A 25,252-nucleotide genomic window follows, 5' to 3' on the forward strand; every position below is an offset into this window, starting at 1 on the left:
GCCGGGCGGCGCGCGTCGGGGCTTCCTCGTCTGACCCTCAACGGGAGCGTTGACCCGCGGGACCGGCCTTGTCGGGGGACAGGTTGAACGCGGTGCCGACCAGCGCGAGATGGCTGAACGCCTGGGGGAAGTTTCCGAGCAGCCGCCCGCTCGCGGGGTCGTACTCCTCCGAGAGCAGGCCGACGTCGTTGCGCAGGGCGAGCAGCCGCTCGAACAGCGCCCTCGCCTCGCCGGCGCGGCCCATGAGCGCATAGCAGTCCGCCAGCCAGAAGCTGCACGCGAGGAACACCCCCTCGTCGCCGGGAAGGCCGTCGGGCGTCCCGCCGGGGCCGGTCGGGTAACGGAGCACGAAGCCCCCGCGCAGGAGCTCGCGCTCGATCGCCCGCACCGTGCCCGCGACGCGCGGGTCGTCCGGCGGCAAGAAGCCCACGAGCGGGATGAGCAGCGTGCTCGCGTCGAGCTCCTGGCTCCCGTACGACTGGGTGAACGTGCCGCGGCCGCGGTCGAACCCCTTCTCGCACACCTCGGCGTGCACCGCGCCGCGCAGCGCGCGCCAGCGGTCGACCGGGCCCTCCAGACCGAGCTGCTCCACGCTCTTCACGGCGCGGTCGAAGGCGACCCAGGCCATCACCCGCGAGTAGGTGAAGGCGCGCGGCCCGCCCCGCACCTCCCAGATGCCCTCGTCGGGTCGGCGCCAGCTCGACTCGAGGAAGTCCATCAGCTTGCGCTGGAGGCGCCAGGCCTCGGGCTCGGGCGGGAGGCCGACGCGGCGCGCCTGGTACATCGTATCCATCACCTCGCCGTAGACGTCGAGCTGGAGCTGCTCGACCGCGGCGTTGCCGACGCGCACAGGCCGCGAGCCCTCGTAGCCAGGCAGCCAGGGGAGCTCGATCTCGCGCAGCCGGCGCTCGCCCGCGATGCCGTAGAGGATCTGGAGCTTCGAGGGGTCGCCCGCGATCGCGCGCAGGAGCCAGTCGCGCCAGGCCGCGGCCTCCTCGCTGTAGCCGGCGAGCAGCAGCGCATAGAGCGTGAGCGTCGCGTCGCGCAGCCAGCAGTAGCGGTAATCCCAGTTGCGCACGCCGCCGAGCTGCTCGGGCAGCGAGGTCGTCGGCGCCGCGACGAGCCCGCCCGTGGGCGCGTGGGTGAGCGCCTTGAGCGCGATGAGCGACGAGACGACCGCCCCGCGCCACGGGCCGGCGTGGGTGCAGCGGCTCGACCAGGCGCGCCACCAGGCCTCGGCGTGCGCCACCTCGCGGTCCGCGTCGAGCGCCTCGGGCGGCGGCTCGTGCGACGGGTACCACGTGAGCACGAAGGGGACGCGCTCGCCCTCGCGGACGTCGAAGTCGGCGACCGTGGTGAGCCCCGCGCCGCGGACAGGCACCCCCGCGCGCAGGATCAGCGCGTCGGGCCCGCCGACCGCGCGCAGCGCCCCGCCGGCCGAGCGCACCCAGGGCACGATCGAGCCGTGATCGAAGCGGATGACGAGCTCGAGCGAGACGGGCACCCGGCCGCGCACGCCCTCGACGACGCGCACGACGTCCGGCGCCCTCCCGCGCAGCGGCATGCAGTCGATGACCCGCACCGCGCCCTCGGCCGTGGTGAACTCGGTCTCGAGCACGAGCGTGCCCTCGCGGTACCGGCGCCGGACGCGGGCCGCCGGGTCCTTCGGCGCGATCTTGAAGCGGCCGTGCTCGGGCGCGCCCAGCAGGGCGGCGAAGCTGGCGCCCGAGTCGAAGCGCGGCAGGCAGAGCCAGTCGATCGAGCCGTCTCGCCCGACCAGCGCGGCCGTCTGCGTGTCCCCGATCAGCGCGTAGTCCTCGATCCGCAGCGGCATGCGTGCTCCCGACCCGCGCGTCGGCGAGCGCCGGCGCGACGGCTCGGGCGAGAGCACGGGGGATGCCACGCGCGGCGGGCGGCGGACGCGGCGCGCGGCCCGGCCGAGCGCCGCGCCGGGGCGCCGGGCGTCTCGAACGCCGGGCCCGCTCCTCGCAGGAACGGGCGCGCTTGAAGGTGTCGAGAGGGCCAGTATCCTTACCATGAGTAAGGAGATGACCGGTGTCGAAGATCGCCGTTTCCAGGATCACGAGCAAGGGCCAGGTCACCATTCCGGAGGCGATCCGCCGTCGGGTCGGGCTTCAGGCGGGCGAGCAGATCGAGTGGGAAATCACGGACGCCGGAGCCATCACGATCCGGAAGACGGGGCGGAGCCTGGACGAGCTCGCGAGCATCCTCCCGAGACCCGAGCGGGCGCTGACCGTCGAGGAGATGGACCGGGCGGTGGGAGAGCGCCTCAGGGAGAAGCACCGTGTTCGTCGCTGACACGAACGTGATCGTCCGGGTGCTGGTGGGGGACGACCCGCGCCAGCAGAAGGCGGCGCTCGCGCGGCTGCGCAAGATCCGCGCGGACGGCGGCAGCGTCTTCGTGAGCGCGGTCGTCATCGCCGAGCTCGCGTGGGTCCTGAGCAGCGCTTATGCCTATGGCCGGTCCCAGATCGCCGACGCCCTGCGAGGCGTGCTGAACACGCCCCCTTTCTTCGTGCCCCAGCGCGCGGAGGTGCTGACCGCGATCGACGCGTATGCGAAGGGCTCGGCTGATCTCGCCGATCACCTGATCCTGTCGCTCGCGCAGGGCGAAGGCAGCACGACGTTGCTGACCTTCGATCGGCGATTGCTCAAGCACCCCGGGTGCGAGCTGCCCTGACCGACCAGCCGGCCGGCGTTCTCCTGCGTTCGTCTCGCATGACTCCATAGCACCCCTCCGATGCCGGCGCGCCGCGCTGGGTTGACGGGCCCGGCAGCCGGCGGAGGATACGTCCGAGGCGATGACGCGCTCCTGTGCGGACGTCGCGAGATCGCCGGCGCCCAGGGGCGGACCCGCCCGCTGGGGCGCGGTCCTGCGCGTTTGACACCACCCCCTGCGCGTCCAACAGATCGTCTCATGAGAGCTCTCTTTGCAATGGTCGTGTTGCTCGTCCCGACTCACCTCCTCGCCGAGGAGCCCGCCGCGAGCATCCCGCCCGCCACGCACGCCGGCGCGGCCGTCCGCTGCGCCGGCGCCGCGGCCGGCGCGCTGGCGGGCGAGCTCGATCCCTCGTTCGGCGAGGAGGGGACCGGGGTCGCGCGGGTGCGCTTCGGCGCCGACGACGACGGCGGCTTCTTCGCGCTCGACGTCGCGGGGGGCGAGATCGTGGCCGGCGGCTGGGGCCAGGGGGGGCTCGGCGGGGTCCGGTTCCGCGTCGCCCGCCTGACCGGGGGCGGCGCGCCCGACGCCGGGTTCGGCGACAGCGGCACGGTGCTGACCTCGTGGGCCGCCTCGACCGGCGACTATGTGTACCTGGCCGGCGTCGGCTCCCAGCGCGGCGGCGGGATCGTCGCCGTCGGCTGGCGCGACAGGTTCGGGGGCGGCTCGGCGGACGTGGCGCTGGCGCGGTACGCGAAGGACGGCGCGCTCGACCCGGGCTTCGGCGACGGCGGCAAGCGCCTGCTCGATCTCGGCGGAGACGAGGTGATCCGGGCCGGCCTCGTCGCGCGCGACGACCGGATCGTGGTCGTGGGCCAGCGCGACGGGCGCCTGCTGATCGCGCGCGCCACAGCGAACGGCGCCCTGGACACGTCGTTCGCGCGCCCGCACGGCTACCGGACGCTGGCGCTGGGGCCCTCCTCGGCCGCCGAGGCGGTCGCGATCGATCTGCGCGGCCGCATCGTCGTGGCGGGCTCGGTCGAGGCAGGCGGCCAGCGCGACATGGTGGTGCTCCGCCTGCACCCGAGCGGCGGGCTCGACGCCTCCTTCGGCGACCGGGGCGTGATCGTCGCCGGAGACCCCGGGCTCGACGAGCGCGCCGTCGCTGTCGCGCTGTCGCCCGACGGCCGCGTCGTCGTGGCCGGCGACGCGGGCCCCGCGGGGGCGCGCGACTTCCAGGTCCGCCGCTTCCTCGCGGACGGCGCGCCCGACCTCCAGTTCGGTGAGAGCGGCGTGGCCGCGTGGCCGACGACGGGCGGCGACGATCAGGCCGAGGACATGGTCCTCTTGCCGGGCGGCGCCGTCGTCGTCGCGGGCAACGGCGGCGACGGCGGCGCGGCCGCGCCGCTGCTCGCGCGGTACACGTGCGACGGCGCGCTCGACCCGGCGTTCGGCGACGGCGGCCTGCTCCCCGTCGACCTCGGCGAGTTCGGGGTGCTGCACACGGTGCGGGCGATCTCCGGGGATCAGGTCCTCCTCGGGGGCGGCGACGTCGGCATGTCCCCTGGGCCCGGGACATACGGCGTCGTGGCGCGGATGTGGATGTGATCGGGGCGGCCGAGGCCCGGGCGCCGGCGGCGCCGACGTCCGGCGCGCTCGCGCCATGACGCTGTCCATCGACGAGGCGACGGTGACGGGCCGGGCCTCGACGGACGGCGGATGACGTCAACCCTCGTTGACTTGCGCTCTCGTCAAGAAGTGTGAAGCGTTTCGTGAAGGACTGTCGTCGTCGCCGGAGCTGCCGTGAGCGGCGCGACGGCCATTGTTGTCCTGTGTTCCTGTCGTGTGAAGAAGTGTGATGCGGCCTCGCGACAGAGCGCGAGAATCGCCGGAAACACGGTGAGGGACGGCGTGAACGGCGCGGCGCGGCCATGCCGGCCCGTCCCCGCGGTCTTGCGCGCCGTGGGCGCGGTGCCATAGTGGCGCTCTGCCAGGTCGCACAACGCGCTTTGCGCGAGCGCGGCGCCCCTCTCGACGGCTCGATGGGCCCTCCGGGGAACACGGGATTCCGGGGAGCGTCGCGCCCGACGGGGCCACCGGATCCATGGCGAGATGCCGTGATCCGCAGGACCGTCGAGGCCGTGCGGCCTGCCTTGGCGAGGATGAACTGAAGCAGGCCGGCGCCGGTGGCCTGACGCGAAGACGTCGTGTCTCCCGGCCTCGAGCGATCCGGACAGTAAGGAAAGGCGAAAGCGATGATCAGGGTTCTCAGGCACACTACAGCTCTCGCGGCCGTGGCGGCGCTCTCGGGGTGCGCCTTCGAAGAGGCGCCCGGCGACGGCGAGCTCGAGGCCGCCGAGCAGGCGCTCGTGGACGAGCGGATCGAGGGCGGCGCGCTCTACGCGAGCACCTACGATTCTCCCGCGAACGAGCGCGTCGGCAACGCGTTCGACGAGGATGTCGGGACGAAGTGGCTCATCTTCGACGACCAGGGGTGGATCCAGCTCGACGCGCCGGACGATGAAGCCTACGTGATCGGCTCGTACAGCATCTCGTCGGCGAACGACCATCCGGAGCGCGATCCGAAGTCCTGGCGGCTGCTCGGCTCGAACGACGGACTGACCTGGACGACGCTCGACACGCGCACGAACGAGACCTTCTCGGCGCGCTTCCAGACACGCTCGTTCCCTGTCAGCGGCGCGCAGGCGTTCAAGAAGTTCCGCCTCGACATCCAGAGCAACCTCGGCGGCTGGTCCCAGATCCAGCTCTCCGAGCTCGCGCTCTTCGGGTCGCCGGGCACGCCCGTCCTGCCGCCGCCGCCCGTGATCGCCGCCAGCGGGGAGAACGGGCCCAGCGAGGGCGCGGCGAAGGCCTTCGACGGCCGCCCGACCAGCAAGTGGCTCACGTTCGCGAGCAGCGGCTGGATCAGCATCGAGTACCCGAGCGCCGTCACGATCGACGGATACGCCATCTCCTCGGCCAATGACCTCGCGGCGCGCGACCCGAGGAGCTGGACGGTCGAGGGCTCCAATGACGGCGTGACCTGGGCCCAGCTCGACGCGCGCGCTGGCGAGAGCTTCAGGAACAGGTACCAGCGCAACCATTACTTCATCAACAACAGCACCGCGTACAAGAAGTACCGCTTCAACCTGACCAGCGACAGCTCCATCCTCCAGCTCAGCGAGATCGAGCTCCTGCGGACGGACGATCCGTACCGCGCGGTCATCCCGCAGACGGTCCGCTACAGGAACCAGTCGACGACCGAGGGCGGACAGCGCTTCGACGACGCGATCGGGGCCTCGATCGAGCGGGACGCGAGCGAGATCCTCCGCGAGGTGGTCGAGGGGCTCTACGCGCAGCCCGGCGCGTTCTGGGCGCGAAGGAAGATCCTGAACATCGACGTCGTCGACTCGGGCGGCGTCGCCTGGGCGAGCGCCAGCGGCGACGAGGCCACCGTGGGGTTCAGCGCGCACTGGATCCGCGATGTCTACAACAGCGGTGACGACTTGCGGCGCGTCATCGTCGGCACGCTCTACCACGAGCTCGGCCACGTGGCGCAGCTCGACGACGTGGGGCCCAACAACGGGTACATCGTCGAGGGCGTCGCCGACGCGATGCGCCTGCGCGCCGGGCACCACGATCTGACCGTCCGGAAGGTCGGCGATTTCGTGAACAACGACGGCGACATGGCGACGTTCCTGCTCTGGATCGAGCAGTTCAAGAGGCCCGGCTTCATCGCGGCGTACAACGCGAGCCTCGCGCCGTACGACTCGATTCCGTACGACGAGAGCATCTTCGTCACGTTGACCGGGCAGACGCGCGAGGCGCTCTGGAACGAGTGCCGCGACCTGTACTGGTGGGGCGTGGACTTCCCCGGCAGCCCCTGAGCATCGGAGTCCCCGCCCACCCCCGGGAGAGCACGACGAGGGACGTCGATACGCCTTGACGGAGCGGCCTCTCGCGCGTTGCATGACCGCATGCTGCGGGCGATCGCCGAGGACGTGTGGGCGTACGAGAAGGACCTCCGGATGCCGTTCGGCTACCTGCCGTCGCGCACGACCGTGGTGCGGCGGGCCGACGGCGGGCTCGTCATCCACTCGCCGCTCGCGTTCGATGACGAGTCCGCCGCGGCGGTCGACGCGCTCGGCGAGGTGCGCGCCCTCGTCGCGCCGAGCTGCCTCCATCACCTCTTCCTGAAGGCCGCGAGCGAGCGCTGGCCGCGCGCGAGCGTGCTCGGGGCGCCAGGGCTCGAGAAGAAGCTCTCCGGCCTTCGCTTCACCCCGCTGCCCCGGTCCGGCGTGGCGCCGGAGATCGGCGACGATCTCGGGGTGCGCCTGTTCGAGGGCGTGCCGTACATCACGGAGCACGTCTTCCTTCACGCGCGGTCGCGGACGCTCGTCGTGACGGATCTCCTCTTCAACGTGCACGAGGTCCGCAACTTCGCCATGAAGGTCTTCCTCTGGGTCGGCGGCGCGTGGAAGAAGACCGCGCAGGACCACGTGTGGCGCCTGCTCATGAGGGACCGCGCCGCGGCGGCGCGGAGCGTCGCCGACATCCTCGCATGGGACTTCGACCGCGTCGTCATGGCCCACGGCGACGTTGTCGAGGGCGACGCGAAGGAGCAGCTGCGAAGGGCGCTCGCGTGGATCGGCGCCCGACCGACGCAGGCGCTGCCGGCGGCGCCGAAGGCGGAGCCCCGCGGGGCCGGGGAGCGCTCCGCCGGAGGGTAGCCGCTCCCTCGCCGGCGAGCGCGGCGCAGTCTCCATGACTCCGTCGTGGGCGCTCCTCCGCCGGGGCGCCGGGCGTCGCCGGAGGGGGGCTTTACCGCGCGCACCTGTTGTGGTGCATTGTCGTCGTGATTGCACCGAGCAAGCCCAGGGCGCCTGAGGGAGATCTCGCCACCTTCGCTCGCGAGCGCTTCACGCACGGCGGTGTCGCGCACGACGTCTATCGGAAAGGGGAGGGGCCCGCCGTCCTCGTGCTGACCGAGATGCCCGGGATCTCTCCCCAGGTGCTCGGGTTCGCCGACCGGGTCGTGGCGCTGGGCTGCACGGCCGTGCTGCCCAGCCTCTTCGGCACCCCCGGCCGCGACCCGCTGGGACCGGGCGTGTCCGGCGCGCTCTACGGCCTCTCGTCGATGCTGAGGGCCTGCATCAGCAAGGAGTTCACCGTGTTCGCGACGGGCCGCTCGTCGCCTGTCGTCGACTGGCTCCGGTCCCTCGCCGCGTCGGAGCACCAGCGCTGCGGCGGGCCGGGCGTGGGCGTCGTGGGGATGTGCTTCACCGGCGGGTTCGCGCTCGCGATGGCGGCGGACGCCCGGGTGCTGGCGCCCGTGATGTCGCAGCCGTCGCTCCCGGCCGCGCTCACGAAGAGCCGGCGGCGGACCATCGATTGCGATCCCGCGACCCTCGACGCGGTGGCGCAGCGCTGCGACCGGGAGGGCCTCCGGGTGATAGGGCTCCGCTTCAAGGGCGATCCCCTTGTGCCGGAGGAGCGGTTCCAGCTCCTCCGCGAGCGCCTCGGGGAAGGGTTCGTCGCCGTGGAGCTGGAGCAGGCCGACGGGCACCCCGAGGGGCCGGTCAAGAAGCACCATTCGGTGCTGACCGGCGCGCTGATCGACGCGCCGGGCGAGCCGACGCGCGCCGCGCTCGACAGGGTGCTCCAGCTCTTCCGCGACAAGCTGCTGGCCGCGTAGCGCGTCGCCTGGCGCGGCCGGTCAGCGAGGCGACGCAAATGGACGCGGCAGGGGCAAGGTTCAGCCGTGACGAGGAGGAGGGCGGGGATGATGAAGTCTGTTGATGCGTATCAGGTGTATCTCATGTCGGGTATGCGCAACGCGGAGCTCGTCGCGGAAGGCCTGAGGCTCCTGGGAATCGACGCGTCCGAGGTCACCGAGGCGAAGGAGATGGTCGAGGCCGCGGGCCTGCTCGAGTCGCTCTATGGCCGGTGCCATGCGGAGGACTACCGTCGCTTCCTCGGAGAGCCGCTGCGCACCGAGCGGGCGCGGGCGGAGGACCTGCCCTATCACACCACGATGATGTTCTACGCTCTGCCCGTGTGGCGGGCCCGGGAGCTCGAGCTGGAGCTGAGGTTCTCGGGCGCGGGGGAGCTCTCTGGCATCCAGTTCGTTCGCGCAGGGGGGCCTCGGGCGCGCGGGGATCGTCCGGGGGTTCGCCGGGCGCGCGGCGCAGGCGAGCCCAGGGGGCGTCGGGTCCGGTTCGAGGAGGTCGTGCCCTGGAGCGTGGTGGAGGACGACGTTCTCTTCTCGTGCAGCGAGGCGAGGAGCGCGGACGGGTTCGGAACGTTCATGGATTACCGCTGCGTCCTGCTCGATCGCGGGGGCGAAGCGTACTACTGGGCCTTCGACTTCGGCCTCTTGCAGCGTGTATGGCGCTGGGAGGAGCTGAGCCAGGACGAGGTGGAGAATCTCGCCCTCGGTGACGACATCATCGACGTCGATCCCTAGTCTCCGCCTGGCGATCAGGTTCCGGACCGTTGGACCAGCTGCGCGATGGCGCGCGCGCTTGCCTCGTCCGCGGGTGAGAACACGAACATCGAGAGGCCGGCGCTGCCTTCGACGTAGAACACCGACGACTCGAGCACGATCTCGCCGACATCGGGACGGATGAGTCGTTTCTGGAACCCTCCGTGCGACCGGACCTCACCTTCGTCCCACAGGCGGCGAAAGGCGGGGCTCGTCCCCATCAATTCGTCGATCAGCGCCGTCGCCTCGACCGATTGGCCAGCACGCGCGATGTCGACGCGAAACGCCGCGAGACAGACACGGCGAACGTCTTCGGCGTCGTGCACCTTGTTTTCTGAACCCGGTTGGAAGACCCGGCGCAGCAAGTTGCGGTCGCGCTCCGGTACCGCCGCGTAATCGCCGAACACCGCGACAAACGTGCGATTCCACGCGACGATCTGGAACGTCGGCGTCTTCACGAAGGCGGGGACGGAGAGGTTGTCGAGCACGAGCTGGAGCGACGGCGTGACCGCCGCGGGCGGCGCGGGCTTGCGCGGCGGCGGACGGCCGCTTGTTCGTACCGTGTCGTTACCGAGCCAGCTTCTCACTGCTCGACGCTGCTCTCGCGCAGGTCGGGTTCGCTCGCCGCGCTCGAGGTTCTCGAGCGGTCCGCCGCGCCGGCCATGCCGCGCAGGGTGGACAAGTTCACTTTCGCGTGCGCCAGGCGACACGATGAGGATATCTATCGCTCCGGGCTGGCATGCCCGTCAAGCCGAGCGGGCCTGATCCTCATGAAGGTGCGATAAGCTCAGAAGCGGATTCACGATGGCAACTCGGCGCCGACATGGGGCCGAGTCGCGCCGCTGCCCCAACCGCGGGCCACCGTGCTGGAAAAGTACCGTTCTGCGCCGCAAGGCAGCATGCCAGCTGACATGGACTCGTCATCAGCTCAACGGCAGAGCTCGCGCCGATCTGCTCACGGCTGCTCCGTGTAGGCATAGAGGCCGATGTACGTCCCGACGAAGCCGCCGGCCTGCTGCGTGCTCAGGATCTTCCCGTCGACCTCTTCCAGGAGGCTGACCCACGCCCCGGGCTCACGCGCGTAGGAGAAGCTGTAGGCGGCGCCCTGCGCCTCGATCTTGAGGTGGATGGGCGCGCCTGCGGAGAGATCGACCGGAGCCGAGGCGATCACCTGAGGTTCGCCGTTGGCGCTGCTCCCGGCCTTCTTCTCCAGCTGGATGACCGGCTTGCCGTCCGCCAGCGTGACGCCCAGGAAGTAATAGAAGTCGTCGTTCTGGAACGCGACCAGCCCCGCCGCGTCCCCGGGCGCCGACGGCAGGTACTTCATGGCCGTGGAGGCGGAGGCCCAGCCGTGCTGCTGCCGCCGGCCGACGAACGACGGTTGCTCGCGCCGCCCGAGGTGCGCAGGGCGCGCCTTCAAGGTCAGCCACCCGGGCGACGCGGTGAGATCGTGCCATTGCTCGACGGGCGTACGGATGAAGTTCCAGGCCGGGGCGAGCTCGTCGCCGTCGAAGTCATCCCGGTACGTGAAGTTGCCGCTCGTCGGGGTGGCCGGCGCCGGCTGCGGCGGCAGGGCTGGGACGTCGTGCACGTAGGGCACCGTCTCCGTGCCTGCCGTGATGACCGGCCAGCCGTCGACCCACCGGACGGGCATCAGGAACGTCTCGCGGCCCGTGTTGTAGAGATCGCCCTCGTAGGGCCGGGTGCCCAGAAAGACGGACCACCAGTCGCCGTTCGGCAGCTGAACGAAGTCGGCGTGGCCGGTGGAGGTCACCGGGAAAGGCCGGTCGCCATCGAGGTGGCGCTGCGTGAGGATCGGATTGCCCGCGTAGGGCTCAAACGGGCCGGTCACCGACGCGCTGCGGAACACCACCTCGGAGTGCTGATCGCCTGTGCCGCCCTCGGCGGCGATCAGGTAGTAGGTTCCATCCACCTTGAAGACGTGGGGGCCCTCGATCCAGATCGGTTTCTTCGAGATGTCGACGCCGCCGTCGACGATCACCGAGCGCGGGCCGACCATCTTCTGCGTCGCCACATCGAACTCCTGGATCCAGAGCGCTCGGTGGCCGTCGTAGAGCGGCTCGCCAGTCGGCGGGCCGTTGTTGACGACGTAGGCCTTGCCGTCGTCGTCGAAGAAGAAGGAGGGGTCGATCCCGTCGACGCTGTTGAGCCAGATGGGCTCTGACCATGGCCCCGCCGGGTCGGTGGCTGTCACGAAGAAGTTGCCGCCGCCGCCGACGAGCGTGGTGACCATGTAGAACACGCCGTCGTGGTACCTGATCGACGGCGCGAAGATGCCCTCGGAGATCGCCTGGCTGTCGAGGTCGAGCTGCGAGGGGCGGTCGAGCACGTGCCCGAGCTGCGTCCAGTGGACGAGATCGCGGCTGTGGAAGATCGGGACGCCGGGGAAGTAGGAAAAGGACGAGTTGACGAGGTAGTAGTCCTCCCCGACCCGGCAGATGCTGGGATCAGGGTAGAACCCTGCGAGGATCGGGTTCAAGTACTCGCCTTCCCCCGCCGTGAACTCCTGATAGACCGGGTCCTTGCCCTCGTACTCGAACCAGCGGAACTGCGGGTTCTTGCTGGGGGCCATCGAGGTATCCGGGTCGGTGCCGCCGGTGCCGCCGTCGCCGCCGGTGCCGCCGGTGCCGCCATCGCCGCCGGTGCCCGAGCCGGGGCTGGTGCCGCCGTCGCCGCCGTCGCCGCCGGTGCCCGAGCCGGGGCCTTGATCGCCGCTCGTACCAGGGGGTGCGTTCTCGCTGGTGCAGGCGCTCACGAGGAGCGCCAGCAGAACGAAGGCGAGGCGCGCAACGCGCCGATGGGAGCGCCCCGCCAGCCGTCGGCCTCCATCGACAGACAGGAGCTTGCCAGAAACCCCGGACGACCGGGCCTGACTCGGCTCGCTCTCACGACCACACAGCACATCCCTGCGCCTCCATTCACTCCCAGGAGGGGCACCGATCGCGGACAAGCTCTTCATGAAGAACACCTCGCTGGTCAGGCTGGACCCGACCACGTCAAGAACATCGGCAAGCCTCGGGGCTCGCCGGCAACGGCCCAATGCCGCCCGGAGAGTACTGATACCTCCGCATGAGAAAAACCCAGGAATTTAGGAATCAGCTTGAGCCAGTGTCGGGTCACCTCAACGGGGTCGGTTGATCCGCCCAGCCTGAACTTGGGTCGAGTCGCCACGTACGCTCGCAGGGTGGGTGATGGGGCGAAGATGTGGGCCTCGGGCTCGACGTTCGGCCCCAGCCCCGCTGGGCCGAGCGACCCCCAAGGGGTGGTGGGCGCGCCGCGGCGGCCAGCGCGCGGCGCAGCCGCCGAAGCATGCGATGCGGTTGCAGCGCGCCACCTTTTGCGGCAAGAGGACGCCGGGAGATTCTTCCCCAGGCGAAACGAAGACACACGAGAACATGCGAATTCCGAGCAACCTCACGTCGCTGGTCGACGAAGGGCTCATCGACGAGGTTGTGCGGCCGCTGATGAGCGGAAAGGAAGCGGAGGTCTTCCTCGTCCGGTCGGGCGGCGAGCTGCGCGTCGCGAAGGTCTACAAAGAAGCGCAGAACCGCAGCTTCAAGAACCGCGCAGCGTACACTGAGGGCCGCAAGGTACGCAACAGCCGCGACCAGCGCGCGATGGACAAACGCTCGCGCCACGGCCGGGCTCAGGATGAAGCCGCCTGGCGCTCGACCGAGGTCGACATGATCTACCGCCTGCGCGACGCAGGCGTCCGCGTGCCGACGCCGTACCACGTGATCGACGGCGTGCTCGTGATGGAGCTGGTCGCCGACGCCGACGGCAACCCCGCGCCTCGCCTCGCCGAGACGAGCCTCGACCGAGATCAGGCCACGTGGGTCTACCATCGCCTGATCGGCGAGGTCGTGCGGATGTTGTGCGCCGGCGTCGTGCACGGCGACCTGTCGGACTTCAACGTGCTCATGAGCGCCGACGGGCCGGTGATCATCGACTTCCCCCAATCGGTGGACGCCGCGAAGAACCAGAACGCCAGGAAGCTCCTGCTCCGTGACGTCGACAATCTACATCGCTTCCTCACGCGCTTCGTGCCCGAGCAACGGCGAGCCGCCTATGGCGAGGAGATGTGGGAGCTCTACGCCAACAGCGCGCTCACCCCTGAGACCCGATTGACCGGCCGCCATCGGGTCTCCGAGCGAAGGGTGGATACCCGCGCCGTGCTCGACCTCATCGGCGACGCGAACCACGACGAGCGCAAGCGCCGCGAGCGTCAGGGCATCAGCATGCGGGGGGCGCCGAAGACCGCCCAGTCGCCCGCGCCCGCCCCAGAGGCGCCCACGACCGAGGGGCGAACGACCGACAGGCGGGACCGACCGCGGCAGGCGGAGAGGCCGGCTGCGCATGAAAGGAATGGCGGCGGACCAAGGCCGCAGCAACACGGACCACGGCAAAGGCCGCAAAACGCCGGGCCTGACCAGAGGCAGCAGTACACGGGCAACGCGCCTGCCCAAAGACCACCGCAGCACCCATCCGGACGACCGCCGGTCCAGTACGAGGCGAGGCAGCGACCGCAGCAGCATGGGCCAGACCACCGGTTGGCCCAGCATGCGACGGCGCAACGGCCCGCGCAGCGCCAGTCCGCGCAAAGGCCGCAGCACCACGAGGCGCCGCAAAGGCCGCAGCACCACGAGGCGCCGCAAAGGCCGCAGCACCACGAGGCGCCGCAAAGGCCTCAACAGCACCAGGCGATGCAAGGGCCGCCGCAGCAAGGGGAGCCGCAGGCGGCGTCGCGACCACGCCGCCGTGTCGTCATCTCGGTGAGCACCAGCGATCGGCATTCGGGCACGCGCCGGAACCCCTGATAGGCCCCGCGTGGGGTCGCCCGCGGCGGGGCCGCGCGTCACCGCGTCTCAGGTCGATTCGTGTTGTCGCGGTCGCGGCCGCGCGCCCACTTCCTGCGCACGATCTACTCACGGTGGCGGACAAGAAAGCACGCTCAAAGCGATCGTGAGAACGCCTCCAGCCACGGCTGCAGGTCCAGCGCGTGCAGCGTGGCTGTACGGTGGGACGGTGATGCCGCGAGCCCGTCACCGTGGGCGACGCGGCGGCGGAGGGCGCTCCGCTCGGCCACACCGGAGCCGCCCTCGGCGGCGAAACAGGCGGAAGCCATGAGAATCGCTACTGCTTCCGGCGGCTCCTCGCTGTCGACCGGTTTCTCTGGCGGGATTTCTGACGCGCGGAACCAGGCGCCGCGGGCCGACGCGCTCGATTCCCGTCGAGCTTCGGTGCCCACGGAATCACGGCGAGGTTCGGACGCCGAACAGGCGCGCAGGGAGGCAACTCCATGGCTGTATCGACGACAACGAGGCTGATCAAGGCGCCCGCCGCGTCGAGCGCGGCGACGGCGCCCGACGGGCCCGAGCGGCCTCGGCCCCGCGCGGGCGGCGGCGTCGCCGTCGCCGCCGCCCTCTATCGGCTCAGGGGATCGCCGCGGACGTGAACGGCATCGTGAAGATCTGACCCGCCCGCCACGCCTCCGCGTGATCCGCGTAGTGGCACGTGCGCGGATCACCGCTGATTCCGGTGCTCATCACGCCGAGCGAGCCGTCGAGCGGGGCGAGGTTCCAGACCAACCGTGTCGCGCTGAGCGAGTCCTGATCGAGCGCGGCCCACACGCCGCCGGCATCCTCGAAGTCGCCGGGCGGGAGCGCGAGGACTCCGACGTTCTCGAACCACCCGCCGATGTTCACCGTCGCGACGTCGCCCGCCGCGGGGAAGGTGCCGATCGCGAACCGGGTATCCTCGCCGGCGAGCGGGTGGTTGTAGGTCAGCGTGTGGATGCCGCCCCAGGTCCAGGCGCTCACGTCGGGGCCCAGCGCGTCGCGGAGCATCGCGTCCGCCTGGCCGAGCGCCGTGCGGACGGCCTGGTCCCGCGCGGCCCCCGGGTCGACGCCGGCGGTGATGCCGAAGTACGGCGCGCGCGGGTTCTCGAGCACGTCGATGAGGCCGGCGAGCTGGCTCGTGAGGAACACGCTGGGCGCGAAGGCCGCGTATTCGTCGGGCCCGATCACGTCGCTCACCAGGTTGCGCAGCAGGATCAGGGTGAGCATCTCGTAGACGGCCGCGCCCTGGCTGCTCGCCGCCGCGTTGCCGTCCCACGCTTGAAGGGCCGCCGCCGCCGCCGCCGCGCTCGGATCGTCCGCCGGCAGCCCGACGCGTCCCAGCGCGGCAAGGTAGCTGTCGCGCAGCGGCAGCCCGATCGTCGTCTGCGTGTCGAGCTGGATCGACGCCATGGCCTCTGGCGTGAGCGGCGCCGTCGCCGAGGCGAGCCGCGTGATGATCCGCTGCGTGCGCCACGGCATGTCCCAGTAGTTGGCGAGGTGGACGGGGCGCCCCTGCGGCGCGTAGTTGCGCGGGACGATCCGGTGGTTCGCCGTCACGAGCATGTGCGAGGGCGGATCGTAGACCGACGGCAGCTCGGCGTTGGTGGCGTACCCGGTCCACTCGTACCCGCCCGTGCCCGGCACCGGGTAAAGCGCGTTCAGCGGGCTCTGGCGCTGCGGCGCGAGGCCCGAGTTCTGGTAGCCGATGTGCCCGTGGGTGCCCGCGTAGTCCGCGAAGATGAAGTTCCAGCCGATGCTCTGCTTCAGCGCCGCCGCCCTGAACTGCGTCCAGCTCGTCGCCGCCGGCATCTCGAAGAAGCCGTCGACCTTCCACGCCGGCTGACCCGCCGTCGACTTGAGCGCGAGCGTGCCGAACGACTCCAGCCCATCCAGACCGTCGTTGAGGATGGGCCCGTGGGGCGTCGCGCGGAACGTCCGCTGCACGTCGGGCCGCCCCTTCACGCGGACGGTCTCGACGCGCCGGGTGACGGGCTTCCACAGGCCGTTCATGAGCACCTCCTCGCCGCCTGCGCTGGTCGCGCGCAGCGTCTCCACGTAGAGGTCGACGCTGTCGAAGAGCGAGTAGGTAGGCACCCAGGCGATGTGCTCGGTGTGGCCGCTGAGGAACCCGGGGAACCCGGGCACCATCCAGCCCGCCACGTTGTACTGCCCGGTCACCTTGAGCTGCGCCACGTAGACGGCGGACGGGGTCGAATGAGGGAAGTGCGGGTCGGTCGCCAGCAGCGGCTTGCCCGTCGAGGTGAGGTGTCCGTCGACGGCCCAGGCGTTGCTCGCGCGGCCGCTCACGGACGCCATGCGCAGGGCCTGCCCTGCGAGCTGGGGCGCGCCGCTGATGCACGACGGCGGCGGCGGGTTGACGATGGTCGCCGTCGGCGCGCTCGGGCCGGGCGGGACGAGGAACTGCGAGATCGGGTTCAGGTTGCCCGCCGCGTCGAACATCGACACATCGTCGGGCGCCTCCTTGATCAGCGTCGTCGATACTTCGGTCCCGGCGATGCTCGCCACCGCCGCACGTTCGAGCTTGGTGAACCACGTCAGGGTATCGAAGGTGACCCCCACGTAGATGTAGGCGAGGATGCTGTCCTCGGGTGTCCAGGGCTCCGGCTGATAGCCAAGGATCTGGAACTCGAGCGGCAGGCCGCCGCTGGAGGCCTTGGCGTCTGCGATGTACTGGTTCACGCCCGCGGCGCACCCCTGCAGGATGCGCTTCGTCCGCGAGGCGGCCGTCGCGTAGCGCGCGGCGGCGAACGCGGACAGGTTCTGCGCGCGCGCGAGGAGGTCCTTCGCGAGGATGCTGTCGTCGTCGCCGGGCCCGTAGATCTCGGCGAGGCGCCCCTTCGCGCTCCGGCGCAGCTCGTCCATCTGGAAGAGCCGGTCGCGCGCCATCGCGTAGCAGAGGCCACCATAACCGGCGACCTCGTCCCCGGCGGTGACGTGGGACATCCCCCGATCATCCACGCGGATCGACACCGCGTAGCGCCCGTCGATCTCGAGGGCGATTCCCCTCTCCGCCGTCGGCTCATCGAGCCCTGCGCCATCGTGGGCGACGCTGCACGCAGCAGCAGACAACAGGAATGCCATGCCGGTCATTCGCCTCATCGTGTGAATCTCCTCCAGGTCCTCTCGCGAGGCCGTGCTCTACAGGCCATGTGCGCCGCCCTCACGCTGCGCCGATAAGCTCCGCCTCGACGCCCATGTACGGAGAACGGCTGACATGGCAGCACGCCGCTCCGGATGTGCTGGACGGCTATCAAAACCGGCAACCTAGCATCGGTCCGGCGTGCGTGCCACGCGTGTGGCCGCGACAGACACCCGTGCTCCACCGGGCTCATCCTGCGAGCCGACCACACCGCTCGCCGCTCTCGCACACGGAATGACGGGGCTCGTGAGCCGATGCGATCAGAGCGCCGCCGCCGAGGTGTCCTCTCGGCGGCGCGCCTCAGGGCGCGACGACGTCGCCGACCTGTGAGGTCGCGATAGTAAAGACATTTTCCTACAGCTCTTACATGCCTGTCGGCGGGGCGCCGCGACGACCGTGAGGCTCCTGCCCTCGTGTCGGGGCGCTCCACGCCCCGGCGAGGACACCGAGGGGCGCCGGCCGCGCGGTCCTCTCAGAGGAACCGCGCCGTGATGCTCCGCGCGCAGCGCTTCAGCTCCTCGGGCGGCCCCTCGAAGAGCACCTCACCGCCGGCGCTGCCCCCTTCCGGGCCGAGATCGATGATCCAGTCGGCCTGCCGGATCACATCGAGGTGGTGCTCGATCAGCACGACCGTGTTCCTCGCGTCCACCAGGCGGTCGATGATGCCCATCAAGAGCCCGATGTCGGAGAGGTGCAGCCCCGTGGTGGGCTCGTCCATCACGTAGACGCTGCCCTGCTTGTGGAGCTCGGTGGCGAGCTTCAGGCGCTGCCCCTCTCCGCCCGACATCGTGCTGAGCGGCTGCCCCAGCTTCAGGTAGCCCAGCCCCACGTCGCTCATCGCCTGCACCACGGCCCTGATCTTCTTCTCGCCGAAGAAGGCCAGGGCCTCCTCCACGGTCATGTCCAGCACGTCGCTGATCGTCTTGCCGCGCAGGCTGTACGCCAGCACCTCGGCCTTGAAGCGCTTGCCCTCGCAGATCTCGCAGGCGGAGACGATGCCCTCCATGAACGCCAGATCCGTGTACACGACGCCAAGGCCGTTGCAGCTCGAGCAGCTCCCCTCCGAGTTGAAGCTGAAGAGCGAGGCGCTCACCTTGTTGGCCTTCGCGAACGCCTGCCGGATGTCGTCCATGATCCCCGTGTAGGTGGCAGGGGCCGAGCGGCTGTTCGCCGTCACGCGGGACTGGTCGATCACGATCGCCTCCGGGTGCTGCGCCAGGAAGACATCGTTGATCAACGTGCTCTTGCCGGAGCCGGCCACCCCCGTGACGACCGTCAGCACGCCCGTGGGAATGCCCACCGTGACGTTCTTCAGGTTGTGCAGCGTGGCGTCCTTGATCACCATCTGCCCGGTGGGCTTTCGCACCTCCTGCTTGATCGGCAGGTGGTGCTTCAGGAATTTCCCGGTCAGCGTGTCAGCGTCCCTGAGCGCCTCGTAGCTCCCTTCGAAGACCACCCGGCCGCCGTGCACGCCGGCCTTCGGGCCGATGTCGACGACGTGGTCCGCGATCGCCATCACGTCCGGATCATGCTCGACGACGAGCACGGTGTTCCCCTTGTCGCGCAGCTTCTGGAGCAGGCCGTTGAGGCGGGCGACGTCGCGCGCGTGAAGCCCCACGCTGGGCTCGTCGAGGATGTAGAGCATCTCGGTCAGGCTGTTCCCGAGGTGCCTTATCATCTTCACGCGCTGCGACTCGCCGCCGGACAGGGTGGCGGTCTCCCGGCCGAGGCTCAGGTAGCCGAGCCCGATGTCCACGAGGTGCTGCAAGCGCTCGATCAGCCGCGCGGAGAGCCTCACGGCGACCGGATCGGTGAGGCCTTCAAGGAACTTGATGAGCTCCGTCGCCTCCATGTTGGAGAGCTCGGCGATGTTCCGGCCGTTGATCCGGCAATCGAGGGCGGCCTGGTTGAGCCGCGCGCCGCGGCAGACCGGGCAGGTCTGCGACGTCGTGAACTGCTCGAAGATCGCGCGGTTGCGCTCGGACATCGCCGCCGCGTCCTTCTTGATGTACACGCGGGTGAAGCGCTCGACGAGGCCCTCGTACTTCGAGCCGAACTCGCCGAAGGAGACCTTCACGTCGGCGCCGTACAGGAGGGCGTCGAGCTCCTCGGCGGTGTAGTCCTTGATCGGCTTGTCGCAGTCGAAGAGGCCGGAGAGCGGGTACATCTTCCACATCCACTTGCCGACCTTGAAGTCCGGGTGGAGGATCGCCCCGCCGTTCAGGGACCTCTCGCGATCGAGGAGCCTGTCCAGGTCGAGCTGAACGGTCTTGCCGATGCCCTCGCACTCCGGGCACATGCCCTGCGGGTTGTTGAACGAGAAGGCGAAGGCCGGCCCCGCGTGCGGCTGCCCGACCCGCGAGAAGAGCAGCCGCAGCGAGGCGGCGATGTCGGTGTAGGTGCCCGCCGTCGAGCGCGAGCCGCCCCCGACCCGCTTCTGATCGATGATGATCGGCGCGTTCAGGTGCTCGATGCGATCGACGTCGGGCTGGCCGTAGTGCGGCAGGAAGCCCTGCACGAACGCCGTGAAGGTCTCGTTGAGCTGGCGCTGCGCCTCGGCGGCGATGGTGTCGAAGACAAGCGAGGATTTGCCGGAGCCGGAGACGCCGGTGAACACCGTGATCTTCTGCTTGGGGATGTCCAGCGAGACGTCCTTGAGGTTGTTCTCGCGCGCGCCTCGGACCTGGATGAACTGGCGATCCGCCACGGTTGCCTCCTTGCTGAGCCAGAAGTGCCCGAACTCGCAGTCTCACCGCGAAGCAGGAGGGAAAACCAAAACGATGTGAGGATGTCAAGGCGGAATCGCCGCGCTCTGCCCGGGAGGGGCGAAGGGGCGTCGAAGAGAGCCGCCGGCGCGGCGGATCCCGCTGACGGTGACCGCGCTGGCTTTACAATTCTTATCGCGATCGTGATGGACGGGCCGCCCGGGCGCTCCTTGCCGCGCTTGCCCTCAGAACCGATAGAGGACGTTGCCCTCGTCGCCGGTGACGTAGATCGCGCCCGACGCGCCCACGGCGACGCTGCTCATCGCGAACGTCGGCACCGTCCCGGTGGTCGCGTCGAGCCCCACCGCGAGGCGCCGCGCCACGACCGACGTGTCGCCGGTCGACGGGTCGATGCGCAGGAGCCGGCGCCTTCCGCTCTCCACGACGAGCAGGGTGCCGTCGAGATCGACGGCCATCCCCTCCGGCTGGTCCAGGCCGGCGACCACCTCGAACGGCGGAGAGAGCGTCACGCCCCCGGACGCGAGCTGGAGGACCGCGCCCGTGGCCCAGTCGGCGGCCCAGAGATCGCCGCCCGACACGGCGAGGCCCGAGGGCACCACCATCGGCGCCAGCGTCTCGAGCCCGCCGCTCGTCTTGCGGACGACGCGCGCCGCGCCCGACGCCGCGCCGAGCTCGGCCACCACCAGATCTCCCTGGAACCGGACGGCGTTGAGCGGCGAGGCGAAATCCGTGTGGGTCTCGAGGACGGAGCCCGTCGCCGGGTCGTAGACCTGCACAACGCCGGCGAACCACGCGCTGAGGATCAGCGACGAGCCGTCCGCCGACACCGTGGCGGGCGCGTGGAAGTCCGTCTGGCCAAGGAACGACCGCGTGACGTCGAGCGGAGCGCCCGTGTCCCCGTCGAACTCCCGCAGCGAGGCCAGGTCGGCGACATAGACCGACTCGGCGCCTCCGTCGTTCACGACGGCCACGCCGCCCGGCAGGATCATGCCGCCCGGGAGCAGCGTGCGCACGCGCCCGTTCGGCTCGATCCGGACGACGAAGCCGTCGGAGGCGCTCGATACGTAGAGCTTGTTCTGCGCGTCGATGGCGAGGTTGTCGAGGCCGGGCGGGAGCTCCGCGAGCACCTCCTTGTCGCCTGTCGCGACGTCGATCCGCACCACCTCGCCGCTCTGATCGACGGCGTGGAGCCGGCCGAGCCCGTCGAACTTCACGGCCGCGGGGATGAAGAAGCCGTCCGCGACCGTCTCGATGTCGCACTCCACCTCCGGATCGACCGCGCCGGTGCACGAGTCAACATCGATGCTGACGACGCGGCCCTGCGTCCAGAACGGCCCGTACAGCCGGCCGTCGGGGCCCCAGTCCATGCCGTTCAGGAAGCCGAGGTTGCTCGCGATGAGGCGCGGTGGATCCGAGAGGTCCGGATCGAGCTCGTAGAGAGCGTCCCCGAGGAAGTCGAGGGCCACGAACAGCCTCCCCGTATCGGAGAAGGTGATGGGGTTGGCCCCGGGCGCGACGTGCTGCTGGGTGATGTCGCCCGACGGCGAGCGCCGCACGACGTTTCCGGTCATGAGCGAGGTCCAGTAGAGCGAGCCGTCCGGTCCGAAGGTGAGGTCGTCCGGGCCATCGACCCCGTCCGACGCGTCGAGCCGGCGCACGATGGCGCCGCTCTTGCGGTTCACGACGGCGATCTCGCTCCCGAGGAAGCTCGCGATGTACAGCTTGCCGTCGGGTCCCACGTTCATCCCGTTGGTGCCGTGGAGCCGCGCGCCCTCCACGAGGACGGAGCGCTTCGCGTGCGCCGTCGACGCGACGCCGAGGACCAATGTGCCAGCAAGCACGAATGCAAAAGGCTTATGCATAACTCTCCTTTGACCTCCGCGCGCGGGCCGCGAGCCCCTGGAACACAAGGAAGTCGGGCGCGAGACCAGCGCTGCGGGGGAATGTTCCCGCGGACTCACGGGTCGCGCAGGATTGCATGGCACGATATCACGGTCGGTCCGGCGTGTCCTTGCGGCCCGATGCGCGCGTGGGGGCATCGACGCCACCCCGGGCGGCGGCTCGGTGTATCCTGCCGCGCCGCGCAATCGCTCGGCCGTGCCGTGCTCCACCCGCGCTGGCTCTCGGCCGTCGCCGCGCCGGGGGGCCAACCGGGGTTGAGGGGCGGGGGACCGACCGGGGTTGAGGGGCGGGGGACCGACCGAGGTCGGGGGGCCGACCGGGGTCGGGGGGCCGACCGGGGTCGGGGGGCCGACCGAGGTCGGGGGGCCGACCGAGGCTGGGGAACCGACCGAGGCTGGGGAACCGACCGAGGCTGGGGAACCGACCGGGGTTGGGACGCCCGGCGCCGGCGAGACGTCGGGAGCGGCGCGCCGGGCTCGCACCGGGACGCCGCGTGCAGCGGTCGCGCGCGCCGCCTCACATCGAGCGGCGCGCCGAGCGCTTCACTTGCGCCTGGCCATGAAGTCCTGGAATGCGCTGGCGGCTTCGGCCTCGACCCTCTGGACGTGGGGCCGCTGTCGCATCAGCGCGAGGTAGCTGTGGAGCTGCGGCCAGTCCTCGTAAGGGTCCTTGCCGCCGACCGCCTTGAGCGCGATGCTCGCTATCGGCATGACCGTGACCGCGGCGAGATCCGCGTAAGTGAGCTCGCTGCCGGCGATGTAGGGGTTGAACTTCGCCATGCGCTTGAGGGCGCCGACGCCGCGCATGACGCCTTGCTGCGCGCGCTCCACCTGATCGGGCGCCGCGCTGTGGCCGAAGAGCACCGCGGGCAGCACCGGGCGAACCGGGGTGTCGATGCTGGTGTCGATGATGGACATGATCGCGCGACACTGCGCCGCCTCCCACGGGTCGGCGGGCAGCAGGCGGTTCTCCTTCGGCCCGATGGCCTCGATGTACTCGACGATCGGCTGGGACTCGACGAGGTAGTCGCTCGAGCCCGACCGCCCGATGAACGGGACCCTCCCCAGCGGGCTCTTCTCCAGGAACGACGGGTCCTGCGACGGCGGCGCCAGCTCCTCCACGAAGGGGACTCCCTTCTCGAGGAGAGAGAGCTTCACCTTGTTGTAAAAGTTGCTCAACTGAATGCCATAGAGCGTGATCATGCGGAGGCCTCCTGTCTTCAGGGCGGTCCAGCAGACGGCATGTTCCCCTCGCTGTCAAGGAGATCATCGAGCCGCTCGGGCGCCGGACATTCCGGCGCTCGGCGTCGCGATCAGCGGGTGATCGCTGTGGTGAATGCCCACCGGCGCGCGCCCCATCACCAGATCGCGGCAGGTCGCACCCCTCGACACAGCAAGTAGACGCCTGTCCCGATCATGACAGCGCCAGCGGCGATGTTCAGTCGCCTCCTTGCCCTCGAGTTCTCGAAGAACAAGGTCGCTCTGTCTGCCGCGTAGGCGTAGCCGAGCTTGACGCCGCCCACCACCACGGTGGCGATCGACGTGACGATGACCGCGTCCGCCAGCGACACCCTCGACAGGTCCAGGAACGCGGGGAACAGTCCCATGTAGAAGAGGATCGCCTTGGGATCCGACAGCGTCAGGGAGAAGCCGCCGAGAAACGCGGAGAACCGGGCAGCGTTCGTCGTCTCCCGGGCGGGCACGACATCGGCCCTGGCCCTGAGGAGGCCGATCCCTGTCCAGACGAGATACGCGGCGCAGGCGTACCTCGCCAGGTCGAACAGGCCGCCCATGGCCCCCGCGAGGGCCGTCAGGCTGTAGACGGCCAGCGCGATGAACACGAGGTCTGCGGCGACGATCCCGCCGACCATGAAGAGCGCGCTCGTGAGCCCCGACCCGGCGGACCTCGCGACCACCGCGATGTCGCTCGGCCCAGGGACGACCGCCAGCACCAGCATGGTTCCCACCAGCGCGACGATGCTGCCAGGGGTCATGGTCATTTCAGGGGACCCCGGGGACGTCCGCGGCACGTGGCCCGGCTCGATCCGCCTTCCGCCTCCGGCGCGTCCGCGCCGCGCCCGGCGCAGCGGGGTGCGACGCCGGCGGCCCCATCGTCCTTCGATAGCGCATGCGCGCGAGGGTATCATGGCATGGAGGCGGAGCGCTGCGCGTGGAGCGCGCGGCGCGCGGCGACCGACCCGCGCGCCCGGGCGAGACCGGGGCGCGGGGGCCTGCTGGAGCGGAGGCGGGCCGCAGGAGGTGGGGAAAGCAGGGATACGCGTCGATTCAAGGGAAGGAGCGGCTCAAGGGAAGGAGCGGCCGCGACGCCAGGAGGCGCGTCTTCCGATCGCGTCTCGGCGCTTCACGTCAAGCGGTTGTCAATCCAGGCGAAGTCGAGGAAGCGCGATCCCGTGAGATTCCTGCCTTCCTGATCGAGCCAGGACGCCGCTTCGCCCGTCCGGGTCCGGACGCGCGAAGCGGGAGGCGCTGCTCCACCGCGCCGTCAGATCTGCCGGCACGCGGCCGCGCAGCGGCGGCACTCGTCGGCGCACGTCTTCATCTGGACGTCGCCGGTGAGCTTGTCGCAGCTCGCCGCGCAGAGGTCGCAGAGGGCCGCGCACACGCTCGTGATCTGGGCGCGCTGCGGCGAGCTGCGCAGCAGGAGCTTGGTGGCCGCCTCGCAGATGTCGGCGCAGTCCTGGAGCAATCGCACGTGCGTGGCGTCGGCGTGGGCGCCGCCCATCTCGAGGCAATACTGGCTTGCATGGGTGCAGATCGCACCGCAATCCTGGGTGAACCGGGCCACCTCCCGGAACGATCTGTCCCCCGGAAACCTGCTCATGAGAACCCCCCTTCGGTCAACCGGTCCGCTCCTCGCCGCGGGGGTATCTCGCGACAAAGAGGCAACCTTGGTATCCAGAGGTTGAATGGATTGAGCGGCTTTCGCACGTCGGGCCATCCCGCATATGGGGCTCGGAACAGCGATTGACGCGCCGAGTCCTGGTGTCCTGAACGCGCCGCGCGACCGCCGGGGCGCCCGCCTGGCGCGCGTCGTCCCGTGGGAACGGCCGCGCCCGCCCTGGTCGCTCGCCCGGCGCGCCGCTCGACCCGTCGCTCACGCGGGGAGCTGCCCGGCGAGGGCGAGCTCGGACGGGGCTGCGGTCGGGCAGCCGCGCCTCCAGGCGGTCGATCCGGAGCGGACCTGCGGGCGTCGCGGCGAGCAGGGCATCCGCGCGGGTGGGGGGAGCGTCGAGGGGGCTCTCGCGCGCTGCCCGTCGAGGGGGCTCACGCGCGCTGCGCGTCGAGCCGCGGCCGGGCAGGGCGGTGCGGATGGGGTGTGCGGCTGGCGATCATGCGATGGGAAGCGACAGCGCGCTGCGGCTCCGGTCCGCGCCGCGCGAGGCGCTCACGTCGTTCGCCTGGGGGAGCTCCGTCGGGGCAT

Annotated in this window: 18 protein-coding genes and 1 pseudogene; 9 read left to right on the plus strand and 10 right to left on the minus strand. The window is 70.5% G+C overall.

The features are described 5' to 3' along the window. Window positions 1-37: 37 nt before the first annotated feature. Entirely contained in the window at window positions 38-1,834 is a 1,797-nt protein-coding gene (locus tag WMF24_RS00550) for a glycoside hydrolase family 15 protein (RefSeq protein ID WP_437734372.1), read from the minus strand. Between the two features lie 221 nt (window positions 1,835-2,055). On the opposite strand from WMF24_RS00550, the gene WMF24_RS00555 reads away from it, so the two are divergent. The 7 genes from WMF24_RS00555 to WMF24_RS00585 all read left to right on the plus strand — a co-directional run bounded on the left by WMF24_RS00555 (window position 2,056) and on the right by WMF24_RS00585 (window position 9,146). Next, complete coding sequence (locus WMF24_RS00555; RefSeq protein ID WP_437734373.1) at window positions 2,056-2,319, plus strand: AbrB/MazE/SpoVT family DNA-binding domain-containing protein; 264 nt, start codon at window positions 2,056-2,058, stop codon at window positions 2,317-2,319. Continuing rightward, window positions 2,306-2,701, plus strand: coding sequence for a PIN domain-containing protein (locus WMF24_RS00560; protein WP_437734374.1), 396 nt, complete (start codon window positions 2,306-2,308; stop codon window positions 2,699-2,701). The genes WMF24_RS00555 and WMF24_RS00560 overlap by 14 nt, the downstream gene beginning before the upstream one ends. Before the next feature lie 255 nt (window positions 2,702-2,956). Beyond that, entirely contained in the window at window positions 2,957-4,288 is a 1,332-nt protein-coding gene (locus WMF24_RS00565; RefSeq protein WP_437734375.1) for a hypothetical protein, read from the plus strand. A gap of 686 nt (window positions 4,289-4,974) precedes the next feature. Beyond that, window positions 4,975-6,567: a basic secretory protein-like protein gene (locus WMF24_RS00570; protein WP_437734376.1), complete on the plus strand. Its 1,593-nt coding sequence runs from the start codon at window positions 4,975-4,977 to the stop codon at window positions 6,565-6,567. Between the two features lie 90 nt (window positions 6,568-6,657). Then, window positions 6,658-7,410 (plus strand): DUF4336 domain-containing protein, encoded by a 753-nt coding sequence (locus WMF24_RS00575; RefSeq protein WP_437734377.1) that lies wholly within the window; start codon window positions 6,658-6,660, stop codon window positions 7,408-7,410. A gap of 125 nt (window positions 7,411-7,535) precedes the next feature. Next, on the plus strand, window positions 7,536-8,375 hold the full coding sequence (locus WMF24_RS00580; protein WP_437734378.1) for a dienelactone hydrolase family protein: 840 nt from the start codon (window positions 7,536-7,538) through the stop codon (window positions 8,373-8,375). An 87-nt stretch (window positions 8,376-8,462) separates the two neighbouring features. Further along, on the plus strand, window positions 8,463-9,146 hold the full coding sequence (locus tag WMF24_RS00585) for a hypothetical protein (protein ID WP_437734379.1): 684 nt from the start codon (window positions 8,463-8,465) through the stop codon (window positions 9,144-9,146). Window positions 9,147-9,160: 14 nt separating this feature from the next. Here WMF24_RS00585 and WMF24_RS00590 read toward each other — a convergent pair whose 3' ends face one another. Then, window positions 9,161-9,751, minus strand: coding sequence for an MmyB family transcriptional regulator (locus tag WMF24_RS00590; RefSeq protein WP_437734380.1), 591 nt, complete (start codon window positions 9,749-9,751; stop codon window positions 9,161-9,163). A 368-nt stretch (window positions 9,752-10,119) separates the two neighbouring features. Beyond that, window positions 10,120-11,940: a glycoside hydrolase family 43 protein gene (locus tag WMF24_RS00595; RefSeq protein ID WP_437734381.1), complete on the minus strand. Its 1,821-nt coding sequence runs from the start codon at window positions 11,938-11,940 to the stop codon at window positions 10,120-10,122. A gap of 640 nt (window positions 11,941-12,580) precedes the next feature. Here WMF24_RS00595 and WMF24_RS00600 point away from each other — a divergent pair. Further along, a pseudogene (locus WMF24_RS00600) lies at window positions 12,581-13,468 on the plus strand (PA4780 family RIO1-like protein kinase); the annotation flags it as partial. A gap of 668 nt (window positions 13,469-14,136) precedes the next feature. On the opposite strand, the gene WMF24_RS00605 reads toward WMF24_RS00600, so the two are convergent. Then, complete coding sequence (locus tag WMF24_RS00605) at window positions 14,137-14,433, minus strand: hypothetical protein (RefSeq protein WP_437734382.1); 297 nt, start codon at window positions 14,431-14,433, stop codon at window positions 14,137-14,139. Window positions 14,434-14,484: 51 nt separating this feature from the next. On the opposite strand from WMF24_RS00605, the gene WMF24_RS00610 reads away from it, so the two are divergent. Beyond that, window positions 14,485-14,640, plus strand: a complete 156-nt coding sequence (locus WMF24_RS00610) for a hypothetical protein (protein WP_437734383.1) — start codon at window positions 14,485-14,487, stop codon at window positions 14,638-14,640. Here WMF24_RS00610 and WMF24_RS00615 read toward each other — a convergent pair. The 6 genes from WMF24_RS00615 to WMF24_RS00640 form a co-directional block, all read right to left on the minus strand. Further along, window positions 14,618-17,125, minus strand: a complete 2,508-nt coding sequence (locus WMF24_RS00615) for a penicillin acylase family protein (RefSeq protein WP_437734384.1) — start codon at window positions 17,123-17,125, stop codon at window positions 14,618-14,620. The genes WMF24_RS00610 and WMF24_RS00615 overlap by 23 nt on opposite strands. A gap of 530 nt (window positions 17,126-17,655) precedes the next feature. Next, window positions 17,656-19,890, minus strand: coding sequence for an ATP-binding cassette domain-containing protein (locus WMF24_RS00620; protein ID WP_437734385.1), 2,235 nt, complete (start codon window positions 19,888-19,890; stop codon window positions 17,656-17,658). Window positions 19,891-20,133: 243 nt separating this feature from the next. Beyond that, on the minus strand, window positions 20,134-21,771 hold the full coding sequence (locus WMF24_RS00625) for a hypothetical protein (protein ID WP_437734386.1): 1,638 nt from the start codon (window positions 21,769-21,771) through the stop codon (window positions 20,134-20,136). 582 nt (window positions 21,772-22,353) lie between these two features. After that, complete coding sequence (locus WMF24_RS00630) at window positions 22,354-23,013, minus strand: glutathione S-transferase family protein (RefSeq protein WP_437734387.1); 660 nt, start codon at window positions 23,011-23,013, stop codon at window positions 22,354-22,356. Between the two features lie 155 nt (window positions 23,014-23,168). Beyond that, complete coding sequence (locus WMF24_RS00635; RefSeq protein WP_437734388.1) at window positions 23,169-23,804, minus strand: LysE family translocator; 636 nt, start codon at window positions 23,802-23,804, stop codon at window positions 23,169-23,171. Window positions 23,805-24,313: 509 nt separating this feature from the next. After that, entirely contained in the window at window positions 24,314-24,652 is a 339-nt protein-coding gene (locus tag WMF24_RS00640) for a four-helix bundle copper-binding protein (protein WP_437734389.1), read from the minus strand. Between the last annotated feature and the right edge of the window lie 600 nt (window positions 24,653-25,252).

This window comes from Sorangium sp. So ce1335 (assembly GCF_051521615.1).
Classification (GTDB): Bacteria; Myxococcota_A; Polyangia; order Polyangiales; family Polyangiaceae; genus Sorangium.

What these genes read in the sequence shown, in the direction of transcription:
- WMF24_RS00550 (WP_437734372.1), bottom strand. Translation starts at nt 1,834, where the DNA reads ATGCCGCTGCGGATCGAGGACTACGCGCTGATCGGGGACACGCAGACG.
- WMF24_RS00565 (WP_437734375.1), top strand. Translation starts at nt 2,957, where the DNA reads ATGGTCGTGTTGCTCGTCCCGACTCACCTCCTCGCCGAGGAGCCCGCC.
- WMF24_RS00575 (WP_437734377.1), top strand. Translation starts at nt 6,658, where the DNA reads ATGCTGCGGGCGATCGCCGAGGACGTGTGGGCGTACGAGAAGGACCTC.
- WMF24_RS00585 (WP_437734379.1), top strand. Translation starts at nt 8,463, where the DNA reads ATGATGAAGTCTGTTGATGCGTATCAGGTGTATCTCATGTCGGGTATG.
- WMF24_RS00610 (WP_437734383.1), top strand. Translation starts at nt 14,485, where the DNA reads ATGGCTGTATCGACGACAACGAGGCTGATCAAGGCGCCCGCCGCGTCG.
- WMF24_RS00615 (WP_437734384.1), bottom strand. Translation starts at nt 17,125, where the DNA reads ATGGCATTCCTGTTGTCTGCTGCTGCGTGCAGCGTCGCCCACGATGGC.
- WMF24_RS00625 (WP_437734386.1), bottom strand. Translation starts at nt 21,771, where the DNA reads ATGCATAAGCCTTTTGCATTCGTGCTTGCTGGCACATTGGTCCTCGGC.
- WMF24_RS00630 (WP_437734387.1), bottom strand. Translation starts at nt 23,013, where the DNA reads ATGATCACGCTCTATGGCATTCAGTTGAGCAACTTTTACAACAAGGTG.
- WMF24_RS00635 (WP_437734388.1), bottom strand. Translation starts at nt 23,804, where the DNA reads ATGACCCCTGGCAGCATCGTCGCGCTGGTGGGAACCATGCTGGTGCTG.
- WMF24_RS00640 (WP_437734389.1), bottom strand. Translation starts at nt 24,652, where the DNA reads ATGAGCAGGTTTCCGGGGGACAGATCGTTCCGGGAGGTGGCCCGGTTC.